This window comes from Marinibacterium sp. SX1 (genome assembly GCF_050389775.1).
In the GTDB taxonomy this organism is placed as follows: domain Bacteria; phylum Pseudomonadota; class Alphaproteobacteria; order Rhodobacterales; family Rhodobacteraceae; genus Marinibacterium.
The window spans coordinates 47,915-70,036 of sequence record NZ_CP177152.1 but is presented as its reverse complement, the minus strand read 5'-3'; the positions used below and the strand labels follow the sequence as shown (position 1 = coordinate 70,036).

Here is a 22,122-nt window from a genome sequence, read left to right as displayed (position 1 = left end):
CGAGCATAAACTCAAGGAAGCAGCTGCGGTTGGCGGTGAAAAGATGACACCGTACTGGCCAACAATCCAGTCGAAATAGCCACCGGCCGGATCACGCCTGCCATGTACCTGAAAACAACCGTGTGAAGTCCACAGCTGAGCACCACTAAAAATGGAGGGCGCATCCAATAATTTTACCGCGACGGCACACAACATCTTGTATGCAAACCCGACTCACACCACCTTAGGTAATATGTCTTATGATCTTAATGCCCTTTCGCCATCTGACTTTGAGTCACTTTCGGCCGACTTAGTCGGTCGTGAAATTGGAGAGCGCTTTGAAGAGTTTGGCGACGGTCCTGACGGTGGCATCGATGGGCGGCATGTCAGCGGATCTCAGACCATTGTACTTCAGTCAAAGCACTATGCAAGGTCGGGTTATTCAGCTTTAAAAGCTGAGTTGCGCAAAGAGCGCGCAAAGATAGACCGTCTTGATCCCGATCGGTACGTACTGACAACTTCAGTTTCATTGACGCCAGCAAGGAAAACAGAGCTCGCAGGCATAATTGGCCCTGCTTCCAAAGAAGCTGGCGATATTATTGGCGCAGATGAGCTTCAAGGTCTTCTGCGTGCGAATCCAGACATTGTTGAAGCTCATCCAAGGCTTTGGGAGACGAGCGGTGCGGTACTGAAAACGGTCTTAGACAAGACCCTGGATGAACGAGAGGCAAGGAACCAAGCGCCTACCGTTCTAAGAGACCTTTTGCCAAAAACAATAAGGGCACCAGAGGATGAGGTCATTGCAGAGCGCGACGTTGTGTTTCTCATCGGCTCTCGACCGAACGATGACGAGTTCATCCTTTGGTTAGGCCCAAAGCTTGAATCCCACGGCTACACGGTTTTTTCTGAACTCTTAACACTCGAACCAGGTACACGGTGGCGAAAGGAAGTGAACCTTGCGCTGCAGCATCGTGGAGCTAAGGTTTTAGTGACCGCATCTGATAGCTCATCAAGGGATGATCATGTTTTAGATCTGATCGACAAGGCCATCGAAGTTGGTCAATCTATCACCGATTCAAAGTATGTCATTCCGCTCAGAGTAGAAAACTCAATCCGCCTTGATGGCCTGAGAGATGCTGTTCCCGTAGACTTCGTGCGCGGATGGGCAGAAGGCTTAGAAAAACTTCTTGTAGCGTTAAAGCGAGATCGCGTTCCTTGCAATTCAGAAGCTGCATCAGTCACGCCGCAATGGGACATATTTAGAAAACGTGGCGCTATTCCAATTGTAAACGAGCCAGAGCAATTGATATCAAACTGGCTTCGGATCGTAGAAATGCCAGATCACATTCATTACTATGAAGCCAGTGGCGTCATTCGCGAAGATACGATCAAGCGCCAAGTCAAGCGACTAACCTATGAGGCCAAGGAACACGGTCGTGGTCTTTTTACATTTGCTGATCCCCATGACATCGAAGAAAGTTTTGAAAGCGTTGCAAAATTTGTTTTGAAGGAGTCGATCCGCATCGATGACTTCGTCGAGCATGGCGCACCTGTTGCTCAGATGAAGCCCCGGGAAGCGTCTAACCTCATGACGTTTTTCATTCGCAACGCATGGGAACGGCACTGCGCGGAACGGGGAATGATCTCCTATGATTTTTCTGGTGCAACTGGCTTTCATGTTTCGTCCGATCAAGCATCGAACGGTCAAAAGGTAAGATGGGGTCAGCAGGGCGATGGGCGTCGATCTTCGATGCTGCGTAATATCGCCAACAAACACGTGTGGAAGTATGGCGTGTCAGCCATACCTCGATTGTGGCCCTTCTGGCATATTCGACTGAAAGCGCGGGTTCTCTTCGCAGAGGACAATGGGACCGCAGAAGGTAAGCCAATCAATGATGCGAAGAAGATGCATCGATTGAGACGATCGGGCTGCAAGGGTTGGCGAAACAAGCAGTGGCACGGACGCCTGCTGGCGTTCCTGGAACTGATATCCGCTGGCTCAGCCTTCATCCGTGTGCGGCTCGCCCCTGGTCACGATATGTTGCTATCTTCAGAACCAATTATGTTCACGTCTCCGGTGAGCACGAAACTTCCTGACGTGCTGGACGCCGATGGCGAAGAAGAAGACGAGAGTACGCTTGGGCGCTCATTGACGGAGAGTGACGAACCATGAAATTCAGTGAGCCTAGTCTTCTAGTCGAACACCTTAGCGAACCCGATCTTGATTTTCGTTTCGGCCAAAAAAGTCATCACCCGAAAGATGGTTTGTTTCTATATGGCCCTCATAAAGGTTCAAAAAAACTCAAGGACGTTCGAATTGGCGTTGTCGCAACAGCGCGAGGCATGAAGCTGTTTCGAAGCTGGAGCCAGAGATTGCTGGACGGCATCAAAGTGCCGCCGCCAGGGCCGCGTGAAAAGGAAGATCGGCTCCACTTGGCAGACTTTCTTGGACTTGAAGAAACGTTCGGCATCACCTTCGATCCAACAGGATGCAGTGAGTTGCAAATCGACGAATCTCAAATCGACCGGGCGACTCGGATCTTGAACAAACATGAAGCGGTAGATGAAGTCGCGCAAATCTACATAGATCGCGTTCAAAAATTCAGGCGCAATGAAGAGCGTTCTATCGACGTGTGGCTATTCATTGTGCCTGAGATGGTCTACGAGCGCTGCCGACCAGAATCCAAGCGCACTGGACTTGACTTGGTCGAAGGAAAGGCATCGAAGAAACAAAAAACCCGAACGGCGATGCCATTGTTCGAGACACTGCCTGATTTTGATACAAGCGTTGAAAACATATTCGATGATGTTCCGGATTTTCGGCGCCGTATCAAAGCTGAGTTTCTATCGATCGCCCCTACTCAAATTCTGCGCGAAACCACGCTTGATCCCTACGCTTTTCTGAATAGTGCTGGCTACCCCATCAGGAAAGCTCAAGACGGCGCAACGATCGCATGGAACATAGCCACGGGTCTATATTACAAGTCTCAACCTAAGCCGCCGTGGCGCTTATCAGCCGTTCGCGATGGCGTGTGCTATATAGGAATGGTCTACAAGAACCTTCCAAATAACAGAGATAATCATGTCTGCTGTGCCGCGCAGATGTTTTTGACCGAAGGCGACGGTGTTGTTTTCCGCGGTGCAAACGGTCCATGGAAAACGGACGAATATGAGTACCACCTAAGCGCAGACGCTGCTGAACAGCTTCTTAGACAAGTCATCGAGACTTACGAAGATCTACATGATCGACCACCCAAAGAGCTGTTCATTCACGGGCAGACTTCGTTCAATGATGCTGAGTGGAACGCATTCTGTAAGGCAGCACCGCCGGGAACAAATGTCATTGGCGTTCGCATCAAACCGACGACTGGAGACGCGAAAGTATTTCGCGATGGTGACTATCCTGTAATTCGTGGAACCGCGCTTCATCTCGATGACAGAAACGCATACCTATGGACAAGCGGCTACGTCCCGCAACTCGACACTTATGTCGGCCCCGAAACGCCGAACCCTTTGTTCATAACAATTTTACGTGCAAAGTATGAGCGCCCTGCACTGACTTCGGTACTCAACGACATCATGGGATTAACAAAAATCAACTATAACTCGTGCAACTTTAACGACGGTCTTCCAGTCACCGTCCGTTTTGCGAAAATGGTAGGCGATATCCTTGTGATGGGGTCAGCAAAAGAGGGATCACCACAGCCATTCCGCTTCTATGTTTAAAGCGGCAAATGTTACTCACCCAACGAGATCACTGATGTCATGCGTTCGCCCCAGCGACCGCAACCAGAACGGCCGAGATGAGGCGTTGTCATGACCATGCGACGGCTGGCCGGGCTGTCTCCGGAGGAGACGGCACTACCAGCGGCGCGTCGCAAGGAGAGGCGGCGTTTCCGCTCGGGGAGGACGGCTGCTCTCAGCCGACCGACTAGCGCGGTCCTGACCAAAGGGCAGGAGGGGCCAAAATCATCATATCACACAGTTTCCCGCAACAAAGGCGGGATCGGCATGAAAGCCGGTTTGGCGTGTTTCGTTTTTTGCTCACCATGGGTTTGCAACGAAGCCGGAAGCAAGAAACTTGCCCCACCTCACTCAGCTCGCTTATTGGCCTGATCTTGAAGATCCATCAGACGAGCCATTAGGTCATCGAAAGCGATTGCGTCTGACTGAAGCAGCCCAGCTTCCTGCATTTTCTGGTAATCTTGGTCCAGCGCCTCCAAGGCTTCACCCTCTGGGATCAGGCAAAGCGACCCTGAGACGGCATCGGCATAGTTTATCGTCGCACCCAAACGATCTGTTTCGCGAAAAAAGTGCTGTTTGTGCTTCGCAACATCTTGAGCAAGCGTCCTATCATCCAGCGCCCGTGCAGCGATACCCACAGCCTTCAGACGATCGAGATCGTACCAGTGACGCGCATAGCGGTCGCCGCCTCGAAACGTGCCTCGCAGGCAATAGGCATGGATAGCTGTCGCCTTCTCCCAAAACGTCCGTTCGGCCATCATCACACGAGGCGTGGCGACGGGCGTAAACAATTCAGGTAGCGCCCCAGAGAGGTCGCATACCACTTCGTGACGCTGCGCCGGTTCACCTGTGGATCTGGCGCCAAATTCCAACAAGACCGAGGATCGAACATATCCGCTGCCGCTGCGCACCGCGTCGTAGTTTAGATAGATCTTGTCACCTTCTACACGGATTTCAGCCGGGAGCGCCGCTGCCTTCACCTTGTCCGACAAAATGGGGGCCACTTTTGACGCCACCCACTCGCCCAAGCGATCCCGAACGGCTTCGGTCCATTTCTGAGCTTGCGAGCGGCTTGGCGGATATGGATCTTCGGGATCCTTGATCAGATCGGGAATGATCTGCCTGATGTCATATGTCAGGTCGACATCTTCTGAGAACCGGTCAATCGCCTTGTAGACCTTGGAGAGCGACGTTCCTCCCTTGAACACCAAGTGTTCGCCAAGATCACTGTCGAACAAGGCGTCAAGCACCCAGACGACCCAGATGTCCTTTTCCAATAGGTCTGCTGGCCGCCCCAATTTCGAGGCGGCCACTTCAAGCGCGTCGATCTTGTCTTCATGCGACAGCGAAAAGTAAGTTTGGCTTCCTGTCATTGTGATGGCGCAAGCGCGCTAAGTTCCTTGGCCATCCAAGTTGGCGCAGAGGCACGAAGGCTCAGAAGCTCACGCTTCTCCTCTTCGTTCAGCGTCGCTTCGATGCGCCTCAAAGCATGAGCAGCTTCGGACTTGCCGAAATAGGCGAGCGCCCGAAAGGCGTGCCCGGCACGGCTGTTGGGCGCACGAAGCTGCCAGCTCGGCACATGTTTAAGCTCGACGCTTTGCGCGCCGAGCTTCAGATGACGGCTCGGCCCGGAGGTCCAAAAAACTTGACGGGATGGATTCTGCGTCGAAATGCCGAGTAGGTTCGCTGCCGACGCTCCACTTTGCGACACGCGCTCACCGGTTGATTTCGCAATGTGCTCAACCACGGCCTCAACCGAGGGCGCCCGGCTCCCGAAGCGGGTTTTCACAGGCAACGCGAACAATCCGCGCTTCACACGCATAAGCTCCCCGCGCCGCACCAACCGCGACAGCGCCTGGTCAACCGCCGCACGCTCTCCGAGGTGCAACAACTCCCGTGCCGACAGGGTCGCACCCTCCGGCAGCGCTTCAGCATAGGCCTTGATCGCTTGAGATGTGGTTTGCATGTTCGCCTCCAAGTGTCAGATATATAGCTTGGTTTCTGACAGTTCTCAAGGTAAAAGCACCTACAACAACGAAGGGAGCGTGCTGGAGAAGCCAGCTTAACGAATTGATTTAAGACAGTTATGAACTTGATATGTGCATTGAACCCCTCAGAAAACGAACAGTAAGCGGAAAGCTCTATACCCGACGGGATGAGATTAGTGCGTTTATCCGCTTGAGCCTTGATTGGCCCTTTGATGAACTCCTGGACAAAGCTGCGATGCGAGATCGGCGGCACGCCGACTACGTGCCTTCCGAAGTGCTGCTCTATCACCTGAGACAAACCAAGACCGACAATGCAGATGGCCGGTTTGTGGCACTTTACAACATTTTGTTGGATCGGATTGAAGCCGCCTGTCCCCGGCCCAACAGCCGACGCGGCGATAAGGATGTCGAGGATTTTCGCGTCGCCGAGATCCGCGATAAAACAATAGAACGTGTGACAGAGCTCATGTTTGAGGACCGGCGAGGCTACGTAGAACAGCTTGACGCATATGAGGTGTTTTTTGACCGGGCCGTTCGCTCCGTCCGCATAGACAAATTCCGGCAGGTAAGTGGTCGGGAAAATGCCACCGAATCCGTTGTGCGCCACGATGGCAGTGAGGATATCCGCGAGGAAGTCGAAGAGGCGCTTGAGCGATACAAAAAGTCAGGCCTGACAAAAGAAGAAGATTTTGATTACCGGTTTCGCATACGTCGCGCGATTGACGCCTTACCCGAGGAAGAACGAAAGGTGATCGATTTGATGCTCGCAGAGATTCCCATTGAGACAAACAAAGACGGTGAGCCTTCAATGACCCAGCTGCTCGGCTGCGTCGAAAAAACCGTACGAAACAGGCGTGATCGTGCGTTTGAAAAGATCAGACGTGCACTAAAACTGGAAGACAATGATGACCAATAGAGAAGATGTCCTCAGCGACTTCACGATTGAGCCTGAAATGTCGCCTGCCGTGCTGAAAACCTATTTGAGCAAATACCCTGAATTTGCAGACGATCTCTTGGATTTGTTCCACGAGCTGACAATGAGCGACATGGAAGCGGTCGAGGCAAGTCTCCCGCTTGAGACCAAAGCTATGAAGTCCAGCGTCTTGCGGGTTCAGAAGGTCGAGCAAGCACTGTACGGCGCCGACGTTCGTGAACTCTCAAAGTCGTTGGGTTTGCCGCGGAGTTTCCTCATGGGGTTGCAAGCAAGTGTTGTCCATATTGGCTCGATGCCGATTTCGCTCCTTAATAAGCTCGCAAAACTGCTGGATGTGAGACTGCAGGATGTCATCAGCGGCATGCAAATTGGCGATCAACAGGCCGTTGCGATGAAATCTGATGTGAAACCTGAAGCGCAACCGGCCATCGAATTCCAAGATTATGTAGACCAGGCTGGATTGACCGAGGAGGAGCAACGCGCATTGCAAGAGTTGCTTGCAGATGATGGATCGGATTGAAGCCGTTCGTCGATGCGCCGCGCGTCTTCATACTGAGCGTAGGAGCAAGGGAGGCGATCCAACCCAGCCCTATTCGTTTGCTCTTCAAGAGGCAGAAGCTCGGGATTACGAAGTCCGCAAGCTCGCTCCAGACCATCCGCAGCTCAAAGGTGGACGGGCGCTCTTGCAGCCGAGAGCCAAAGTCATCCTGCATGAGGATACGGGCATTGAGTTCTTAAATGCGTTTCTTGTTGCCCATGAGATAGGTCATGATGAATTTGGCGGGGGCATTGATGTCCAGCCAACCATGAACATCGATCCGGCACGATCGTCTGATCCGGCCTCAGTTGGGGCGGATCGCGTTGTCGATTACAGCAACCGTGCTCGCCAGGAAGTCCAGATGGATATGTTTGCGCGAGAGTTCCTCTTTCCGCGCAGTTTGGCCTGGTCATGGCATGTCGAAGACAACCTTGGCGCAGGGGAGATTTCGGAGCGCCTTGGCGCCCCCTACGACATGGTTGCGGTTCAGCTATTTGATGCGCTTTTGTTACCGGTGTTGGAGGAAGCGCCGGATATCGCAAGCCCGCCCAAACCATTGAACCGCGAGCAACAGATTGCCGCGGATCATCACGGAAAGGCGCTTCTTCTGAAGGCGGGACCCGGGACAGGCAAAACCCAGACTCTCGTTGGCCGCCTGTCTGTGCTTCGAGACCGTGATGTGCAGCCAGAATCCATTCTGCTCCTGACATTTTCCAACAAGGCCGCAGGAGAGATGACCGATCGGGCCCTGCGGGTTTGGCCGGAAGCGGCTGGTGCCGCTTGGATTGGGACCTTTCATTCATTTGGGCTTGATATCCTGCGCAGGTTTCATGACCTCGTGGGTCTTCCCGCAGATCCACGTATGATTGATACGACTGAAGCCATTGCCCTGTTGGAGGATGAATTCCCACGGCTGCGTTTGAAGCATTTCAACGAACTTTGGGATCCGACAGATACCCTGCGCTCTCTCCTTTCAGCCATTTCGCGGGCCAAGGATGAGGTAGTCGACAACATCCACTACCGTAAACTCGCCGAGCAAATGATGGAGGCCGCAGACACAGAGGAGGATATCGAGGCAGCAGAAAAGTGTCTGGAGATCTCAGCCGTCTATGATCTGTATGAAGGCCTGAAGGCGGAACGCGGCGTAGTAGATTTTGGTGATCTGGTCGCTCGACCGACAATGCTCGTCGAAAGTGACGCGGATGTTCGCGAGAAACTTCAACGACTCTATGACCATGTTCTGGTGGACGAATATCAGGACGTAAACCGGGCCAGTGTGCGATTGTTGAAAGCGCTGAAGCCCAACGGCACCAACCTGTGGGTGGTGGGAGATGCCAAACAATCAATTTACCGGTTTCGAGGCGCATCCTCGTACAACATTGATCGATTTGAGACCGAGGATTTCTTAGGAGGCGAAAGTCTCCCACTCAATATCAATTACAGATCATCACAAGAAATATGCGACACATTCAAGGGTTTCGCTCAAACGCGCATGGCAGCTGCCGGGGCGGGCTTTGAGGCCACGGCGTTTAAGGGTACTAATGGGGTTAGCCCCGTGTTTGTGGGTGTTGATGCCAAGGATCGTGAAATAGACGAAATCGCCCTCCGAATAAAACAGGCCTGCAACGAGACCACGTCTTTCCGTGACCACGCAGTAATATGTAAGGGCAATGCGAGACTGGCAGAAATCGCCGCTGGTTTAGAGGCGCGGGGGATTCCGGTCTTGTTTCTTGGGCCCCTCTTTGACCGACCAGAAATCAAGCAAGCGCTTTCCGTCCTTTCCCTAGTGGTTGATCCGCGCGCCATGGGACTTGCCTGCGTCGCGTCTCTCCGCCCATTTCAACTGGCAATTGAGGATGTCTCAACCTGTGTTGATGCGATTCGTGCCGCTAGAAACACGCTGCCCTTGGACTGGAGGCAAACGCTTTCGGGCCTAGACGACATCAGCGAGGAGGGTGAGAAGTCCCTCTCAAGGTTGATTGAGGTGTTTGGGGAGTTTGAACCCACTTCGTCGGCCTGGCGCGTGATTACAACTCTCTATCTTGATAAGACGCGCTTGGCCGCCGAATTTGCGAAGGGAGCAAGATCAGGCAATGCAAATCCTGCGATTGCGCTGTGGCAGTTTCAGAACTTTCTGAGATCAACATTGCCGAAAAAATCCGGGTACCCCGTTCGCGATCTTCTCGATCACATCCGACGCCTTGTCATAGTGTCAGATGAACGCGACTTACGCGACCTGCCTGAAGCTGCACAAAGCCTGGACGCTGTCCGGATCATGACCATTCACGGCAGCAAGGGCCTTGAGTTCAAAGTCCTTCATTTGCCGGCATTGACCAGCCGATCCATTCCGCTGTCAGCTAAGCAAAATCGCGGACTCGCACCTCCTGACGGCATGATCGAGGGTGCACCCTTTAAGGGCTGTGACGCGCTCACGTCCGGGCATGACGAGGAGCAGCAATGTTTGTTTTTCGTCGCTTTATCCAGAGCGGAGGAGCGACTGATACTTTATGCCTACAGCAAGCGATCGAAGTTCGTGGATGACATATCTGGTCATGTTCTGAACGAATCTCCGCAATCGGCATCGGCTGAAGGTGCGGTATCAACGAACGGAATAAAGTTGGAGGTTGATGGCATCGCTCGCATATCGCCTTCTGAGCTTGCGACCTATGAGAAGTGCCCACGGCGATTTTTCTTCGCGCATGTGTTGCAGGTTGGCGGTCGTCGCGCAGAGTCGCCCCTTATGCGTATGCACAACGCAGTCCAGGGCGTTGTCGATGAGCTGACGTCTCGTTTGAACGATGAACCAAGCGAAGCCGAGCTCGCAGCCATCATGGATAAGGCGTGGATGGAAAATGGTCCGGCGGATCATGGATACGCTGCCGAGTACCGTCAAATCTCAGACGAGCTGCTGAGTTTTTTCCGATTGCTCCGCACAGGCGAAAAACGGCGCGCACCCACCCCAATTTCCTTGAAATTCGGTGAGGCAGAGATTGTCGTATCTGCACATGAGGAAGTCGATGCTGGGTCTGGCAGGGTACTGCGGCGCATCAAAACAGGACGCAAGACCACGAACGCTGTCGAGTCCTTAGATGCGGCTGCGTTTCAACTTGCCGCTGAAGGCCACGGCGAGGCTGAGTTCGTGTTCTTGACAGGCGCGACGCAGGACCGATTGACCATGAGCAGTACGAAGTTGGGGAACCGGAAAACAAAGATCGCTCAAGCTGCAATTGAGATCCTAGAAGGGCATTTCCCCCCAAAACGCAGCGATCGCTGTGCCCGCTGCGCATATTTCTTCATCTGCAGCGAACCGCCCTCAGGCACGCTCCGAAAAAAAATCGGATCAGGCTTACCGGATTCCTCCTGACGCCGCGATTGTCCTTGTGAAGGCGCAGACATGAGGTTTGCGTCCGCCAACTTCTTAAGGACGAACACAATGAAATCGCAAGGAAATGATCCTCGCTTCCCGGTTTTCATCGCCGATGAGGGCCTCAACTTCAAAAAACACGTTTTCGATGACCCAAAGGTTCTCGGTCGCCAGTTGATCGAAGCTGCCGACGGGCATCCTGTTGATGAGCATGTGGCAATCGCCATTTTGCCAAATGGGGACTTCGAAGACATTCGCCTCGACGAAAGCTATGATCTGCGCGGTCGCGGTGCTGAAAAAGTGCTGGTCGCGCGGACGGACCGTGTCTTCAAGTTTAAGATTGACGACAAGGATCTTGAATGGCCGCGCGCGTGCATCAGCGGATTTGTACTGCGTAAGCTTGCTGACCTGCCGGAAAACTACAATCTCTGGCAGGAAATCCCGGGCCAGCAGGACCGCAAGATTGCTGACAGCGATGTCATCAATCTCGATGCCAAGGGTGTGGAGCGGTTCATCTCGCTCATCGATCAGACGACGGAGGGGGACACCCTTCCTTCGTTTGATCAGACTTTTCTGGTGGACCACGGCTATCAGTTCGAAGTCGTTCAGGAAGGCCGTGAGACCGCCATCATCCTGAAGTCGCTCGAGCTGCCTGAAGGCAAATTCAATGTCGAAGCCGCGGATATCCTTGTACTCCTGCCAGCCGGGTATCCCGATTGCGCGCCTGACATGTTTTATGCCTCTCCGCATTTGACGCTGGCGAACGGTCAAGTCCCGAAAGCCTGCACAGTGCAGCACACTTTTGCAGGTCGTGTTTGGCAGCGCTGGTCGCGCCACAACAACGCCTGGCGGCCCGGCATTGATGGTTTGCGCACGATGGTGGCACGGATCAAAACAGCTCTCGCCGAGGCGCGGCCATGAAGGGCCCGTTGGATGTTATTCTGGCTGGTCCGCACGAAGCCGGTATCCGGTCCCTGCTCGCGCAGGGTGCCGGTGCTGAGCGTTCAGCCTACATGCTTTTTGGGACGGCGGCGATCGAGAAAGACCCCTGGACGGACACTGCTCGCACACGGCTAATTTCGCATGCGTTCATCGATCTCGATGATGACGACGTGGTCTCAGCCTCCGAGCGCCACGTGACGTGGCAAACCGACAGCTTCATGCGATTGCTTGGTCGCGCCAAGTCCGATGGTCTGGTTCCCGCCATCATTCATACCCATCCAAAGGGGCGGGCCCGTTTTTCCAAACAAGATGACCGGAACGAGGCGGAACTTGCGCGGACCGCCCTGATCAGGGGTGCACCCGGACTGATCAGCGTTTTGATAGCGAGCGACGGCGAGATTGCCGTGAGGATTTGGCGCTCGGCCGAAAAGCCAACGGCTATCGCGCGTATTCTTCACACAGGACCGCGCCTGACCCTCACCGCGAAGAACGGCAGCAATCTGGGCTTCCTGGACCGTCAAACCCGACTCTTCGGCGATCAGGCCAATGCAATGATCACGCAGTTTCGGTGCGGCATTGCCGGAGGGGGTGCTACGGGAAGCGCAGTGTTGCCCTTGCTGATGCGTCTTGGCGTGCGCGAAGCGGTCCTCTTCGAAAAGGACCATGCTGAAGATACAAATCTCAACAGGCTCCATGGCGCACGACAGGAGGATGTTGATGCTCATCGAGCCAAGGCCGACATTCACGCGCGGACAGTTGCGGAGGCCAATCTTGGTATGTCGTTGGCAACCATCGATGCCTGGGCCGGAGAGCCATGCACATGGGATGCGTTGAAATCTTGTGATGTGATTTTCTGCTGCACGGATGACCACGCCGGTCGGCTCTTTCTGAACCGCTTCGCCCGTTTCTATGGCATTCCGGTCATCGATGTCGGGCTCGCAATGCAGCGTCGTGATGCTCAGTCGTTCGATCTCTTTGCCCGGGTTACCACCCTTGTGCCCGGACACCCCTGTCTGCTTTGCGGCGGGTTCATCAACCCGCAACGCGCTCGCGAGGAGGCCTTGCAGCGAACTGATCCAGAGGCCTATGAAAAACTGAAAGAGGAAGCCTATCTGCTCGGTGAGGGTGATCCCTCCCCTGCCGTTGTGACCTTCACGACAGAGGCGGGTGCCATGGCGGTCAATGAATGGCTGACCGGTATTACCGGGTTCGCCGGAGCAAACGGAATGGCACCGACGCGGATGCGACGGTTTCACGCGCGCGATGAGCGTTTTCCTGAGATTTCGCCGCGCCCGGGCTGCCCGTGTTGTGATGCAACTGAAACTCCGGGCCGGGGGGACATGACGCCCTTTCTGGACATGGTGACGTGAGATGAAAAAGTTATTGGCAAACCTGCTTCGGCAGATTGGAGTACTTAAGTATGATTATCTGGTGAGCAGGCAGGACGCCTTCCCGCAAACGCCTGAAACAGAACCGGACGAGTTAGTCCTGGTCGAGAGCGGCGCGATCCAAAAATGGGCCTGTCTCTCCTGCCCTGGCGGCTGTGGTGAGAGGATCGCTTTGTCTCTCAACCCAGATCGTCGACCTCGCTGGAGCATTAGCACAGATTTCTGGCAAAGACCCACACTCCACCCGTCGGTGCACCAGCAAAACGACTGTGGGTGCCACTTCTGGGTAAAGAAGGGTAAGGTTCACTGGTGCAAAGGTGGACGGCCGCAAACGCCAAAAGAGAAAGCAGGACGACACAAATGCTAAGCGAGCGAACAAAGCGACCTGTGCGCCTCGAACTACAACCCGAGCAATCGGGGGCAAAATCATGCGGTTCGCATTAGACGACGACAAACGAGTTGAAGCCAGCCCAGGCGCCAAAGGCAGATGCCCTGGTTGCGGCGATGACCTCATTGCCCGATGCGGAACCAAGATGGTCTGGCACTGGGCGCACAAAGGACAACTCCACTGCGACCATTGGTGGGAAAACGAAACGCAGTGGCATCGGGATTGGAAGAACCAATTCCCGACAGATTGGCAGGAGATCGCTGCGCGCGACGAACATGGCGAGCTTCACATCTCAGATGTTAAGACATCCAACGGCTTGGTGGTTGAGTTTCAGCACTCATACATCAAGCCTGTAGAAGCGCGAACGCGGACAAGGTTCCACAACCCTATGTTTTGGGTTGTTGACGGAACGCGTCGTAAGACCGACCGCAAGCAGTTTGCAACCGCGCAAGCAGACGGCGTGAAGCATCCGACAAAGGACGGGCTGGTTGAGCAGCTCTGGGTTTACGATTCAAGGTTGCTAAAGGAATGGGTCCATGTCGGCGTGATCGTCGCCTTTGATTTTGGGCAGGACACGGTGTGGCTTCTTCGGAGAGTCAAAGGTGACTGGGCCTATGGATTTGCCTATCCGAAACGATCACTTGTCGAGAACATTTTAAAGGGAACTCCGATACCGGACGTGTTGTTTGGCAAACCTGTTAGGCAAACGGTGCGGTACCGTCAGCGTCGTGCCAGGTTCTAGCGTTCGGTTTCCATCAGGTTCAACTGACACAGATCTTTTTGGGACCGCAGACCCTCAGGCCTTTGCGGACAAACCTGCATCCTCCATCTGCTCGCGGTCCGGCAGGTCCTGCAGGGAAGGCAGGTCGAAGGCAATCAGGAACTGTTCTGTCGTCACGAAGGTGTAGGGCGCCCCTCGCCGAGGAGACCGCGGACCAGTTCCGATCAAGTTGCGCGCGTGCAGCCGACCGATCAGGTCCCGGCTGATTTCCTTGCCGAACATGTCCTTGAGCCCGTCGCGGGTGATCGGCTGGTGGTAGGCGATGGCGGCCAGGACCGCGACGTCGAATTCACTCAAGTCCAGCAGTTGGACGCCGACATCTGCCGCCGCCCGGATCGCGGGCGCATAGATAGCCCGCGTCCGGAACATCCAGCCGCCGGCGACATGGGCGATCTCGAAGGCCCGCCCCTCCAGATCGGCGGCGAGGTCCTCGACGAGCAGATCAACCGACACCCCCTGCCCCACCACGCGGGCAAGGTCGTCGCGCGGCACCGGCGAGGCAGAGGCGAAGAGCACCGCCTCGATGCGGCGCATCCACTCCCGCCAGCGCAACTCTGGCGGCAGGTCGGGCAGCTCGCGGTCAAGCTCAGCTTCTGGTCGATCCTTTGCCATCCCTACAACCCGTAGAGCCGGAAAGTGTCGCGCCCGGTCAGCTCGCGCACCGCGCCGAGGGCAACCAACCTTTCGCAGAGCCGCCGCGCGGCGCGATCCGGCAAGGGCAAAGTCGAAGGCGCTACAGCATCGCGGGTCAGTAACATCTCGACCGCGTCGCCAGCTCCCTTGGCCCGGAGCTTGGGTGCGACCGCCTTCAGATGCGCCGCCCGAGGGGCGAGGTCCGCGGAGAGACGCACGGCCTCGACGGCCGATGAGACGAGCGCCCGATGGCAGGCGAGCCTCAAGTCGTCACCCTGCTTACGCAGGTCCGCGCGTTTCAGGGCTGCGGCCAGCAGCGGCACAACGTGATCCCAACCGAGGGCTTGGGCGAGGGCCGCATCCGCGAGGATCAGTCCTGCTGCGTCTGCACGTGGCACCTCGCGCAGTACCGTCTCCAGCACCATAGCGGCCCGGGTCACTGGCGCATCCTTCCCAGCATCAAGCCACGCGGCAATCTGGCCGGGGTCGAGGCTCGGCAAAGCCCGACCCAGAGCCTTGATCGATACCGGTCGCTCCACCACGTGCCGCCAGGCAAGGTAGGTTTCCCCCGCCGGTCCGGGCAGGTCGCCGGGCCTCAGCAGGTGCACGGCGTCGCGCAACTCCCCTAGCCGCTCCGACCGCCCCGAAAACCCCACGCAAGCCTCTGCCGCGCGCAGCGCGAGGCGGTCCCGCAACAAGGCTTGGGGCACCGCCTCGTGTCCCAACACAAGATGCAGGTGGTTCAGCGCAGCACCCGACAAAAACGCAACATCTTCAAGGGTTTCAGCACGCGTGGAGGTGACCCAGGCAGGCATCCGGGGTAGTGTGTCGGGGTCGCCGATGTGATCTGGCCGGGCAAAAGTCATGCCTGCAGCGTACATCAGCGCGGCGCTTTCTGCCACAAAATTGAACAATAACCGCCCCGCATTGCTGCTCTCCAGTATGTCCAATAAGTTTGCATTATCGGACATAATGTGACATGCTGAGAAACATTTCAATTTCACCGCCGGATTCACTGGAAAGATGCCCTCAGAGACCGAGAAATCGACGTCAACGCCCTCTGATGAGTTGAATGATGCTCGCGTGGACGAGAGAGATCAAGAGGAAAGCGATGGCATCGCTTTGCCCGCCCATGTCGCGGGATCTGGCACGCTTGACCGGCTGGTGGATACTGCGCGCAGCTATGCGCGCGCGGCAGCCTCCGAGAACACGCTGAAAGCCTATGCCAAGGATTGGGCGCAGTTTGCCCGCTGGTGTCGGCTAAAGGGGGCTGAGCCGCTGCCGCCATCGCCTGAAATGATCGGACTGTATCTCGCGGATCTGGCGTCCGGTCAGGGTGCCTCCCCTTCGCAGTCGGCGTCCCGACCCCTCTCTGTTTCGACAATTGACCGACGCCTGTCCGGTCTCGCCTGGAACTACGCACAGCGAGGCTTCACCCTCGACCGGAAAAACCGGCACATCGCGACGGTACTTGCGGGGATCAAGCGCAAACACGCGCGACCACCGGTTCAGAAGGAAGCGATCCTGGCGGAAGACATCCTCGCGATGGTGGCCACCCTTCCCTTCGACCTTCGCGGGCTGAGGGACCGCGCGATCCTGCTGCTCGGTTACGCCGGAGGTTTGCGCCGCTCGGAAATTGTCAGCCTAGACGTGCACAAAGACGACACACCAGACTCCGGCGGCTGGATCGAACTCATGGAGAAGGGTGCGCTGCTCACACTCAACGCCAAGACTGGTTGGCGCGATGTCGAAGTCGGTCGAGGTTCGAAGGAGCAGACCTGCCCCGTGCATGCTCTTGAGCAATGGCTGCATTTCGCGAAGATTGACTTCGGCCCGGTCTTTGTCGGCACCTCGCGCGATGGTAAACGTGCCTCCGAAACGCGGCTGAACGACAAGCATGTGGTCCGCCTGATCAAGCGCGCAGTCCTGGACGCCGGTATCCGTTCCGAGCTGCCAGAAAAGGAACGCCTGGCACTGTTCTCTGGTCACAGCCTGCGCGCCGGCCTCGCCAGTTCGGCAGAAGTCGACGAGCGCTATGTCCAGAAGCAGCTGGGGCACGCCTCGGCCGAGATGACCCGCCGCTACCAGCGCCGTCGTGACCGGTTCCGCGTGAACCTGACCAAGGCCGCCGGTCTCTGACGCCCTGCCCAAGAGCATTTCCAGTTACGAACGCATCGGTTTTCGCTGCCTCTCGCCTTTGGCTCGAACGCGAAGAACCGATCCTTATTGGCAATGAAAACTGAAAATTCTGTATCACGCTGCCTGCCCGCTGAGCCTGCCATAGAAGCTGCGCTCGAGATACAGCTCCCCTGCCCCGGCCTTCTCGACCATGCCGCGTAGATAGCCGCCTGGAGAGGAAACCTCGCCGGCGCAATGCTTCTCAAAGACAAGCGCCAGCGCCGCTGTCGCCACCTGTTTGCCCAGCCGGTCTTGCGCCACGTTCCAAGCGTGCTCGGACACCCCGATCATCGGTCTGAGTTGCCCGGCAACCCGGTGCAGATCGCCCCAATCTTTCAGGAATCCGCCCATATTGCGCGCCCAAGATGCGAATTCGGGACAAGCCTGCATCACAGTGGGCAGATCCAGCGCCGCACGCTTCTTGCGTACCTCAGCCACCCATTCTTCCAGCTCCCTATCAACCTGATCTTCGGGTTGCGCATTAGGCACCATGGCCGCCGCTTCCTCATTTTCTGAGGAATTACTAATTACAGGATTAAGTTGGTTTGTAATTAGTATATGAGGGTCAGAAATGACCTCCCTGGGGTTCATTTCTTGAGTCTTTTCGGGAACTTGTTCCTTGGTTTCAGATGTGCTTTCCACAGGCTCGGCAACCTCAGTTGCCTTGAGATAGGCCGCCTCGACACGCTCCTGAAGCTCCCTGAACCACGTCAGCAGCAGCCCAAGCTGCTCAGAAGCTTCGTGGCGGCGCGGCAGCCGGTCCAAAAGCTCCTCGAAGAGCCCAGTGAACTGCGCCCAGGGCCCGCGCAGTGCGCTACTGACGGCCGCTTCGATCCGCGCGCGGATCATCCGGCGTGCCACCGTGATCTGACGCTTCAGGCGCAGACAGAGCTCGCGTTCGGCCTGCAATTCGGCATGGAGCTCCTCGAACTCCTCGACACGCGCCGACAGCGGCGACAGATCGAAGCCATAGGCCTCGACGATGCGCCCCTCGGCGTCCCTGCGACCCCAACGCTTGCCGTTCGGGCTGTCCTGAAAGGAGATCACGCCGATCTCGGCCAGACGCCGTGCATGGCGCTTGAGCGCGGAGAGCGAGAACCCCGTCTGCTCCATCAGATAGGCGTTCGACGCCCAGACGATAGGGCGTTGCCCTTCTTCCCAGTCCTGGGCCTGCGTAAAGGCCCCAAGCGTGTCGAGGAGCATCATGTCTCCGGCCTTGAGGCCAATGTATGCAGCGACCCGCTTCACGGCCACGAAGGCCCGCGTTTTGGATACTGCTACCTGTTCACCGGCTTGGGCAAGCTGCTCCGCGGCAGCGAGACCTGCTGAGGCTTTGCGCCAACCGGAGGGCTGCCATGCGATGGACATACCTCTCTCGTGCTGAGACATGTCTGCCTCAGTCGCTCCAGACGGAGCACTACTGAATTTTTCCATACTTTGTCAGCAGACAAAGAAATCCCGTTCGCTCAGAAGCGTTTTCTCTTGTATGGCGATTCGCTGGCTGCTAGATTCTAGGTGTCTAATCTAAGAATTGCGTTCTGCGCAGCAGCCCTCGAAGCTTCGGTTTCGGGGGTTTTCTTTGTTTACCTTTCCTCCTTTCTGCTCTTCCTCACTTGTCACCCTCCGAATTTACATCTGTAAATTCGGTATAGGATCTCTTGATGATTTCCTCGAGATTGCTCTCAAGCCAGCTTGCGAATTCGGCACTTGTGCCGGACTTCTTCACCGAAAGAGACACGCTCCCTCGGCCTGCTTTGATGACAACGCCGTCCATCGGCGTAATCTCACGAGGACCGCTGGACACTTTCGTTCCGCGCTTGCTTGCTTCCTTGATCAGCGCTTCCAACCGCTCATCAGACGTTAACGAAGCGCTGATCTTAGTCAGCAGATCGAGCGCGACTTTCTCGGTAAGCTTCCGTTCGAGGAACAGTTCGGCCAGGTCCGTCCACCTCGGCCGGCCTGATTTGGGCGCAGCGCCTATCAGGTCGCCGACTCTGGACGGGACATTCTGCGTCACCTTCGTCAGGTGCGAATGCCCTGATGCTGTAAGATTCAAAACCTGGCGCACCGTCGCGTTTTCGTGACCCGCGGCTTGGATGGCTTCCGCAAAGCGCGCCTTTTCATAGAACGAGAGGTTGCGACGTGCTGCATTTTCCAGCCCTTTGGCCAACAAGGCCGTGGTGTCATCGACATCCTGAACGTTGGCACGGACCTTAATGCCGAGCTCCCGGCAAGCTTTCAATCTGCGGCGACCATAGATCGCTTCGAAGCGCCCCTCGGCAGCCTTGGAGCGCCGAACGAGGATTGGCACTTGTTGACCGCCTTCGCGGATGCTGTTCTTGAGCGCCTCAAAACCCTCACCGTCATCTTCGGCGTTTACAGTTGTAAACTCATCCAGTCGATCCTTGGGTCCCCAATCGTCGATCAGACCAGGATCGATCTCGCGGATAGACGCAAGTGACCCCTGAAGAGCTCCTAGCGCAGGTGCGCTTGTCTTGGGGGGCCTCTCAGTCGCAGTGCTGCTGGAACGCGCGATGGTGTTCGCGATACCCGACATATCTCGAAGGGATTTCCTAGCCATTATTTACGCCCCCATGATTGGTGGATCATGACTTCCACTTCCTGTCCTACAGCATCCATCGAACCTTTCGCGCGATCGTAGGTCGCGCGGGTCATTTCCGAGCGTACAACCTCATAGATGGACTGCTTGAGCATGGTCGCGTCACTGATTGCAGTGCTCTTGAGAGCGGTCGCAGACATGACGCGGTCTTGGAATAGCGCACGCATAAACGAGGTCAGCTGCTGTGAGGGAACATCCGTCGGCTCATCCCGAGTGATCAGGAACTTGAAGTGATCATACTGCAGCGTCGCGCCAGCATCCTCGATCACCCCCATGTAGGCCCCGGCGAGTTCGAGGAACTGAGCGGTCGACGAAACGTCCAACATCGAGGGCGTTAGAGGTACAATCAGAGAACTCGCTGCGGCCATTCCAGCGATGGTCAAGAAGCCCAACTGGGGCGGACTGTCCATCAAGACAAGGTCGAAATCATCCTCAACTTGGGACAATGCATTGCGGATCCGCGTAAAGAACGGCTGGTCGGGGTTCGAATGGACTGCAGATTCAGTCTCGAACTCAGATAGCATGAGGCGCGACGGCGCAATCGAAAGCCCCGGGAAGTAAGTGGGAACAACGACATCGGCCATGCTGACCGGATCGTCATAGCGGATCGCGTCATAGACAGTCAGCCCATCAAACTCGATTTCCGGGCTGATACCGCACATGGACGTGAGTGATCCCTGAGGATCAAGGTCAACGACCAACACTCGATAGCCGCGTAGCGCGAAATAATGCGCAAGATGGATACTCGTGGTGCTCTTGCTTGATCCGCCCTTGAAGTTCATCAACTGCCATATTTGCAGTTTCTCATCACCAAACCGACGCGGCAGATAGCGTCCTTTCTTTCGTGATGACTTCTCTAGGATCTCGCGTGCATCCCATATCTCTTGCGCCGTGTAATAGCGCCGCCCTCCACGAACATCCTCCGGCTCTGGGATCGTTCCCTCTGAGTGCACCTTTCGCATGAACTGACCGGAGACCCCAAGAAGTTCTGCCGCCTCAGGTGCCGAAAAAGACCGTAGCGTTTTGGCGCTATCTGGGGCAAAAGCTGAAAGAAGGTGCTCCCGGATGGCAGCATTCAACCGCTCGGAAATATCTGTCGCGAGCGCTGAAGGCTTCTCGTTGGCCAGTGGTGTCACAGGAATCATCTAGTTGCCCCAAAATCTAAAATATGGCCTTTTTCACGCCACTTGGGGATAAAAGCCGTGATTCACGGCGCTAAGTCAAGATTTTTCCTCTATATAGTGTCTAGTGAAGCATGAAGAGACTACATACACGGACCGGGCTTACTCTGGAGTTTACAGTTGTAAACGGGTTGGCAGAGGCGAACCCCCACCAACCCTTCGCTTAGGCGGCGTCTTTCGGCCCCCAGGGAATAACCGCCTGCAGGGACAGATCGTCCTGGTTCGCGGCCTTGCCGAGGTTGGCGTTGATGCCGTGGTCGCGGATGGTCAGCGTGTAGTAGTCGGCGCCGGTCTCCTTGTTCTGCTTCTTCCAGATGCCGCCGCACTCGACCAGTTTGCCGCGCGGGGAGCGGCCGAGGACGCGGTGCGTGGGAGCCATCGGGTTCGAGCTTGCGACGGGTTCGACCGTGATGTCGAGGTCGAAGGTCAGGGTCGAAATGGAACCGACGCCCTTGGCGGTTTCGATGTCGGTGCTGGTGAATTTGATGCAGTTCGTGGTCATTGCTCTTCTCCTTTTTTGCGTTGCAATGATGGTCACCTTGCAGCTGGCCAAGGCTCGGCCACACCGAAGGCGAAGCGTAGCGGAGAGGGGCAGGCGCCGGTCTTTTTGCTCCGCGAGGAATGGCCCGCAGGGTCAGGGGAAAAAGATCGTCGACAACCTTTGTGGACGGGACGACAGCTGCGACCAGCATGTCATGCAACTCAGACAAAAGGAGAAGAGCGGTGGCCACGAAGGAAACTGGGTGAACAGCCGAAAGCCAAGAACGCCGAAGCTTCCCTTGCACAGTCACGCCTGATCTTTCGATACACACCACGACCCGTCGCAACGCAACACCGGCCAGTGTTCCGATCCTCGATGGAGTTGCCAGGGCCTCAAGCAGAAAGTGATCTGACAGGCTGAAGAAGATGAAATGCTAGGGCGAGGACACGCGCATCTGTCCCCGACGGTCTCAATCCCCGTGGCGTTGCGGACTTCGAGGATGTCCCGTATGGCATTGCTAAACTGAGCAACGACGCATGCGACTCGGAAGATCAGGTAGAAGCTTGGGCCCGCTCCAATCCCGATACGTGCCGGCATAAGTGAAGAGGATAAGCTGTTGGACGGCGCAACACCGAATGTGGTCACCGAGGATGGCCTGCGCGATCTGCTCTCAGATGGCTACCTCATCGAGGTAATCTGCAACCAGACTGCCGAGAAACGCCATAATAGTTGGTATGGCTCCTGGGCCGTGCACGCGGTGGCGGAGGATGGCCAAGACGCGAAGTTGCTTGTCACGAGCCGTAGCGTCTTCAAATTGCGCGAGTTCAAGACGATCGTCGCACTCGTCAGTTTCCTGGCCGACATGGGGTGCCTTTCGGCAAACATCCCGCTGATCGCGGGACGACGAGAGCGTCACGCGGCTTCAGGAAGGCCCGCGACAGCGACCAGCTAGAAATACTCATCCACACACTCAGCAGTCTGAC

19 protein-coding genes are annotated in these 22,122 nt (G+C 56.1%); 11 read left to right on the top strand and 8 right to left on the bottom strand.

Going from position 1 to position 22,122, the window contains the following annotated elements:
* The first annotated feature begins 151 nt into the window (after positions 1-151).
* Positions 152-2,152: a toll/interleukin-1 receptor domain-containing protein gene (locus ACK3BB_RS27125; RefSeq protein ID WP_428929808.1), complete on the top strand. Its 2,001-nt coding sequence runs from the start codon at positions 152-154 to the stop codon at positions 2,150-2,152.
* A complete protein-coding gene (locus ACK3BB_RS27120) occupies positions 2,149-3,705 on the top strand; it encodes an argonaute/piwi family protein (RefSeq protein ID WP_428929807.1) in 1,557 nt (518 codons plus the stop codon). The genes ACK3BB_RS27125 and ACK3BB_RS27120 overlap by 4 nt, the downstream gene beginning before the upstream one ends.
* 365 nt (positions 3,706-4,070) lie before the next feature.
* Here the strand turns inward: ACK3BB_RS27120 and ACK3BB_RS27115 are convergent, their stop codons facing one another.
* Both ACK3BB_RS27115 and ACK3BB_RS27110 read right to left on the bottom strand, forming a co-directional pair.
* Positions 4,071-5,096 carry a nucleotidyl transferase AbiEii/AbiGii toxin family protein gene (locus ACK3BB_RS27115; protein WP_428929806.1) on the bottom strand — a complete coding sequence of 342 codons (1,026 nt, stop codon included), beginning with the start codon at positions 5,094-5,096 and terminating at the stop codon, positions 4,071-4,073.
* Entirely contained in the window at positions 5,093-5,689 is a 597-nt protein-coding gene (locus tag ACK3BB_RS27110) for a DUF6088 family protein (RefSeq protein ID WP_428929805.1), read from the bottom strand. Before ACK3BB_RS27110 ends, ACK3BB_RS27115 begins: the two co-directional genes overlap by 4 nt.
* A 131-nt stretch (positions 5,690-5,820) precedes the next feature.
* On the opposite strand from ACK3BB_RS27110, the gene ACK3BB_RS27105 reads away from it, so the two are divergent.
* The 7 genes from ACK3BB_RS27105 to ACK3BB_RS27075 all read left to right on the top strand — a co-directional run bounded on the left by ACK3BB_RS27105 (position 5,821) and on the right by ACK3BB_RS27075 (position 14,007).
* The gene (locus ACK3BB_RS27105; RefSeq protein WP_239369255.1) at positions 5,821-6,627 is read left to right on the top strand and encodes a hypothetical protein; all 807 of its coding nucleotides are present in this window, start codon (positions 5,821-5,823) and stop codon (positions 6,625-6,627) included.
* Positions 6,617-7,165 carry a hypothetical protein gene (locus ACK3BB_RS27100; protein ID WP_239369253.1) on the top strand — a complete coding sequence of 183 codons (549 nt, stop codon included), beginning with the start codon at positions 6,617-6,619 and terminating at the stop codon, positions 7,163-7,165. Before ACK3BB_RS27105 ends, ACK3BB_RS27100 begins: the two co-directional genes overlap by 11 nt.
* Positions 7,149-10,547 carry a UvrD-helicase domain-containing protein gene (locus ACK3BB_RS27095; protein ID WP_428929804.1) on the top strand — a complete coding sequence of 1,133 codons (3,399 nt, stop codon included), beginning with the start codon at positions 7,149-7,151 and terminating at the stop codon, positions 10,545-10,547. Before ACK3BB_RS27100 ends, ACK3BB_RS27095 begins: the two co-directional genes overlap by 17 nt.
* A gap of 69 nt (positions 10,548-10,616) precedes the next feature.
* Positions 10,617-11,468, top strand: a complete 852-nt coding sequence (locus tag ACK3BB_RS27090) for a multiubiquitin domain-containing protein (protein WP_428929803.1) — start codon at positions 10,617-10,619, stop codon at positions 11,466-11,468.
* Positions 11,465-12,859 (top strand): ThiF family adenylyltransferase, encoded by a 1,395-nt coding sequence (locus ACK3BB_RS27085; protein WP_428929802.1) that lies wholly within the window; start codon positions 11,465-11,467, stop codon positions 12,857-12,859. The genes ACK3BB_RS27090 and ACK3BB_RS27085 overlap by 4 nt, the downstream gene beginning before the upstream one ends.
* A 1-nt stretch (position 12,860) precedes the next feature.
* A complete protein-coding gene (locus tag ACK3BB_RS27080) occupies positions 12,861-13,244 on the top strand; it encodes a DUF6527 family protein (RefSeq protein ID WP_239369247.1) in 384 nt (127 codons plus the stop codon).
* A gap of 61 nt (positions 13,245-13,305) precedes the next feature.
* Positions 13,306-14,007, top strand: coding sequence for a competence protein CoiA (locus tag ACK3BB_RS27075; RefSeq protein ID WP_428929801.1), 702 nt, complete (start codon positions 13,306-13,308; stop codon positions 14,005-14,007).
* Positions 14,008-14,061: 54 nt separating this feature from the next.
* Here ACK3BB_RS27075 and scpB read toward each other — a convergent pair whose 3' ends face one another.
* Together scpB and ACK3BB_RS27065 are read right to left on the bottom strand one after the other, a co-directional pair.
* The gene (gene scpB, locus ACK3BB_RS27070) at positions 14,062-14,658 is read right to left on the bottom strand and encodes an SMC-Scp complex subunit ScpB (RefSeq protein ID WP_428929800.1); all 597 of its coding nucleotides are present in this window, start codon (positions 14,656-14,658) and stop codon (positions 14,062-14,064) included.
* A gap of 2 nt (positions 14,659-14,660) precedes the next feature.
* On the bottom strand, positions 14,661-15,545 hold the full coding sequence (locus ACK3BB_RS27065; protein ID WP_428929885.1) for a DUF1403 family protein: 885 nt from the start codon (positions 15,543-15,545) through the stop codon (positions 14,661-14,663).
* 157 nt (positions 15,546-15,702) lie between these two features.
* Here ACK3BB_RS27065 and ACK3BB_RS27060 point away from each other — a divergent pair, with 157 nt between their 5' ends.
* Positions 15,703-16,818, top strand: coding sequence for a tyrosine-type recombinase/integrase (locus ACK3BB_RS27060; protein WP_428929799.1), 1,116 nt, complete (start codon positions 15,703-15,705; stop codon positions 16,816-16,818).
* Positions 16,819-16,932: 114 nt separating this feature from the next.
* Here ACK3BB_RS27060 and repC read toward each other — a convergent pair whose 3' ends face one another.
* From repC to ACK3BB_RS27040, 4 genes are all read right to left on the bottom strand, one after another.
* Positions 16,933-18,225 (bottom strand): plasmid replication protein RepC, encoded by a 1,293-nt coding sequence (gene repC, locus ACK3BB_RS27055; protein ID WP_428929798.1) that lies wholly within the window; start codon positions 18,223-18,225, stop codon positions 16,933-16,935.
* Between the two features lie 241 nt (positions 18,226-18,466).
* Entirely contained in the window at positions 18,467-19,414 is a 948-nt protein-coding gene (gene repB / locus ACK3BB_RS27050; protein ID WP_224557949.1) for a plasmid partitioning protein RepB, read from the bottom strand.
* Positions 19,415-19,437: 23 nt separating this feature from the next.
* Positions 19,438-20,622, bottom strand: coding sequence for a plasmid partitioning protein RepA (repA, locus tag ACK3BB_RS27045; RefSeq protein ID WP_043753973.1), 1,185 nt, complete (start codon positions 20,620-20,622; stop codon positions 19,438-19,440).
* Positions 20,623-20,821: 199 nt separating this feature from the next.
* On the bottom strand, positions 20,822-21,160 hold the full coding sequence (locus ACK3BB_RS27040; protein WP_428929880.1) for a DUF736 domain-containing protein: 339 nt from the start codon (positions 21,158-21,160) through the stop codon (positions 20,822-20,824).
* A 595-nt stretch (positions 21,161-21,755) separates the two neighbouring features.
* Between ACK3BB_RS27040 and ACK3BB_RS27035 the strand changes: the two genes are divergently transcribed.
* The gene (locus ACK3BB_RS27035) at positions 21,756-22,091 is read left to right on the top strand and encodes a hypothetical protein (RefSeq protein WP_428929879.1); all 336 of its coding nucleotides are present in this window, start codon (positions 21,756-21,758) and stop codon (positions 22,089-22,091) included.
* Positions 22,092-22,122: the final 31 nt, after the last annotated feature.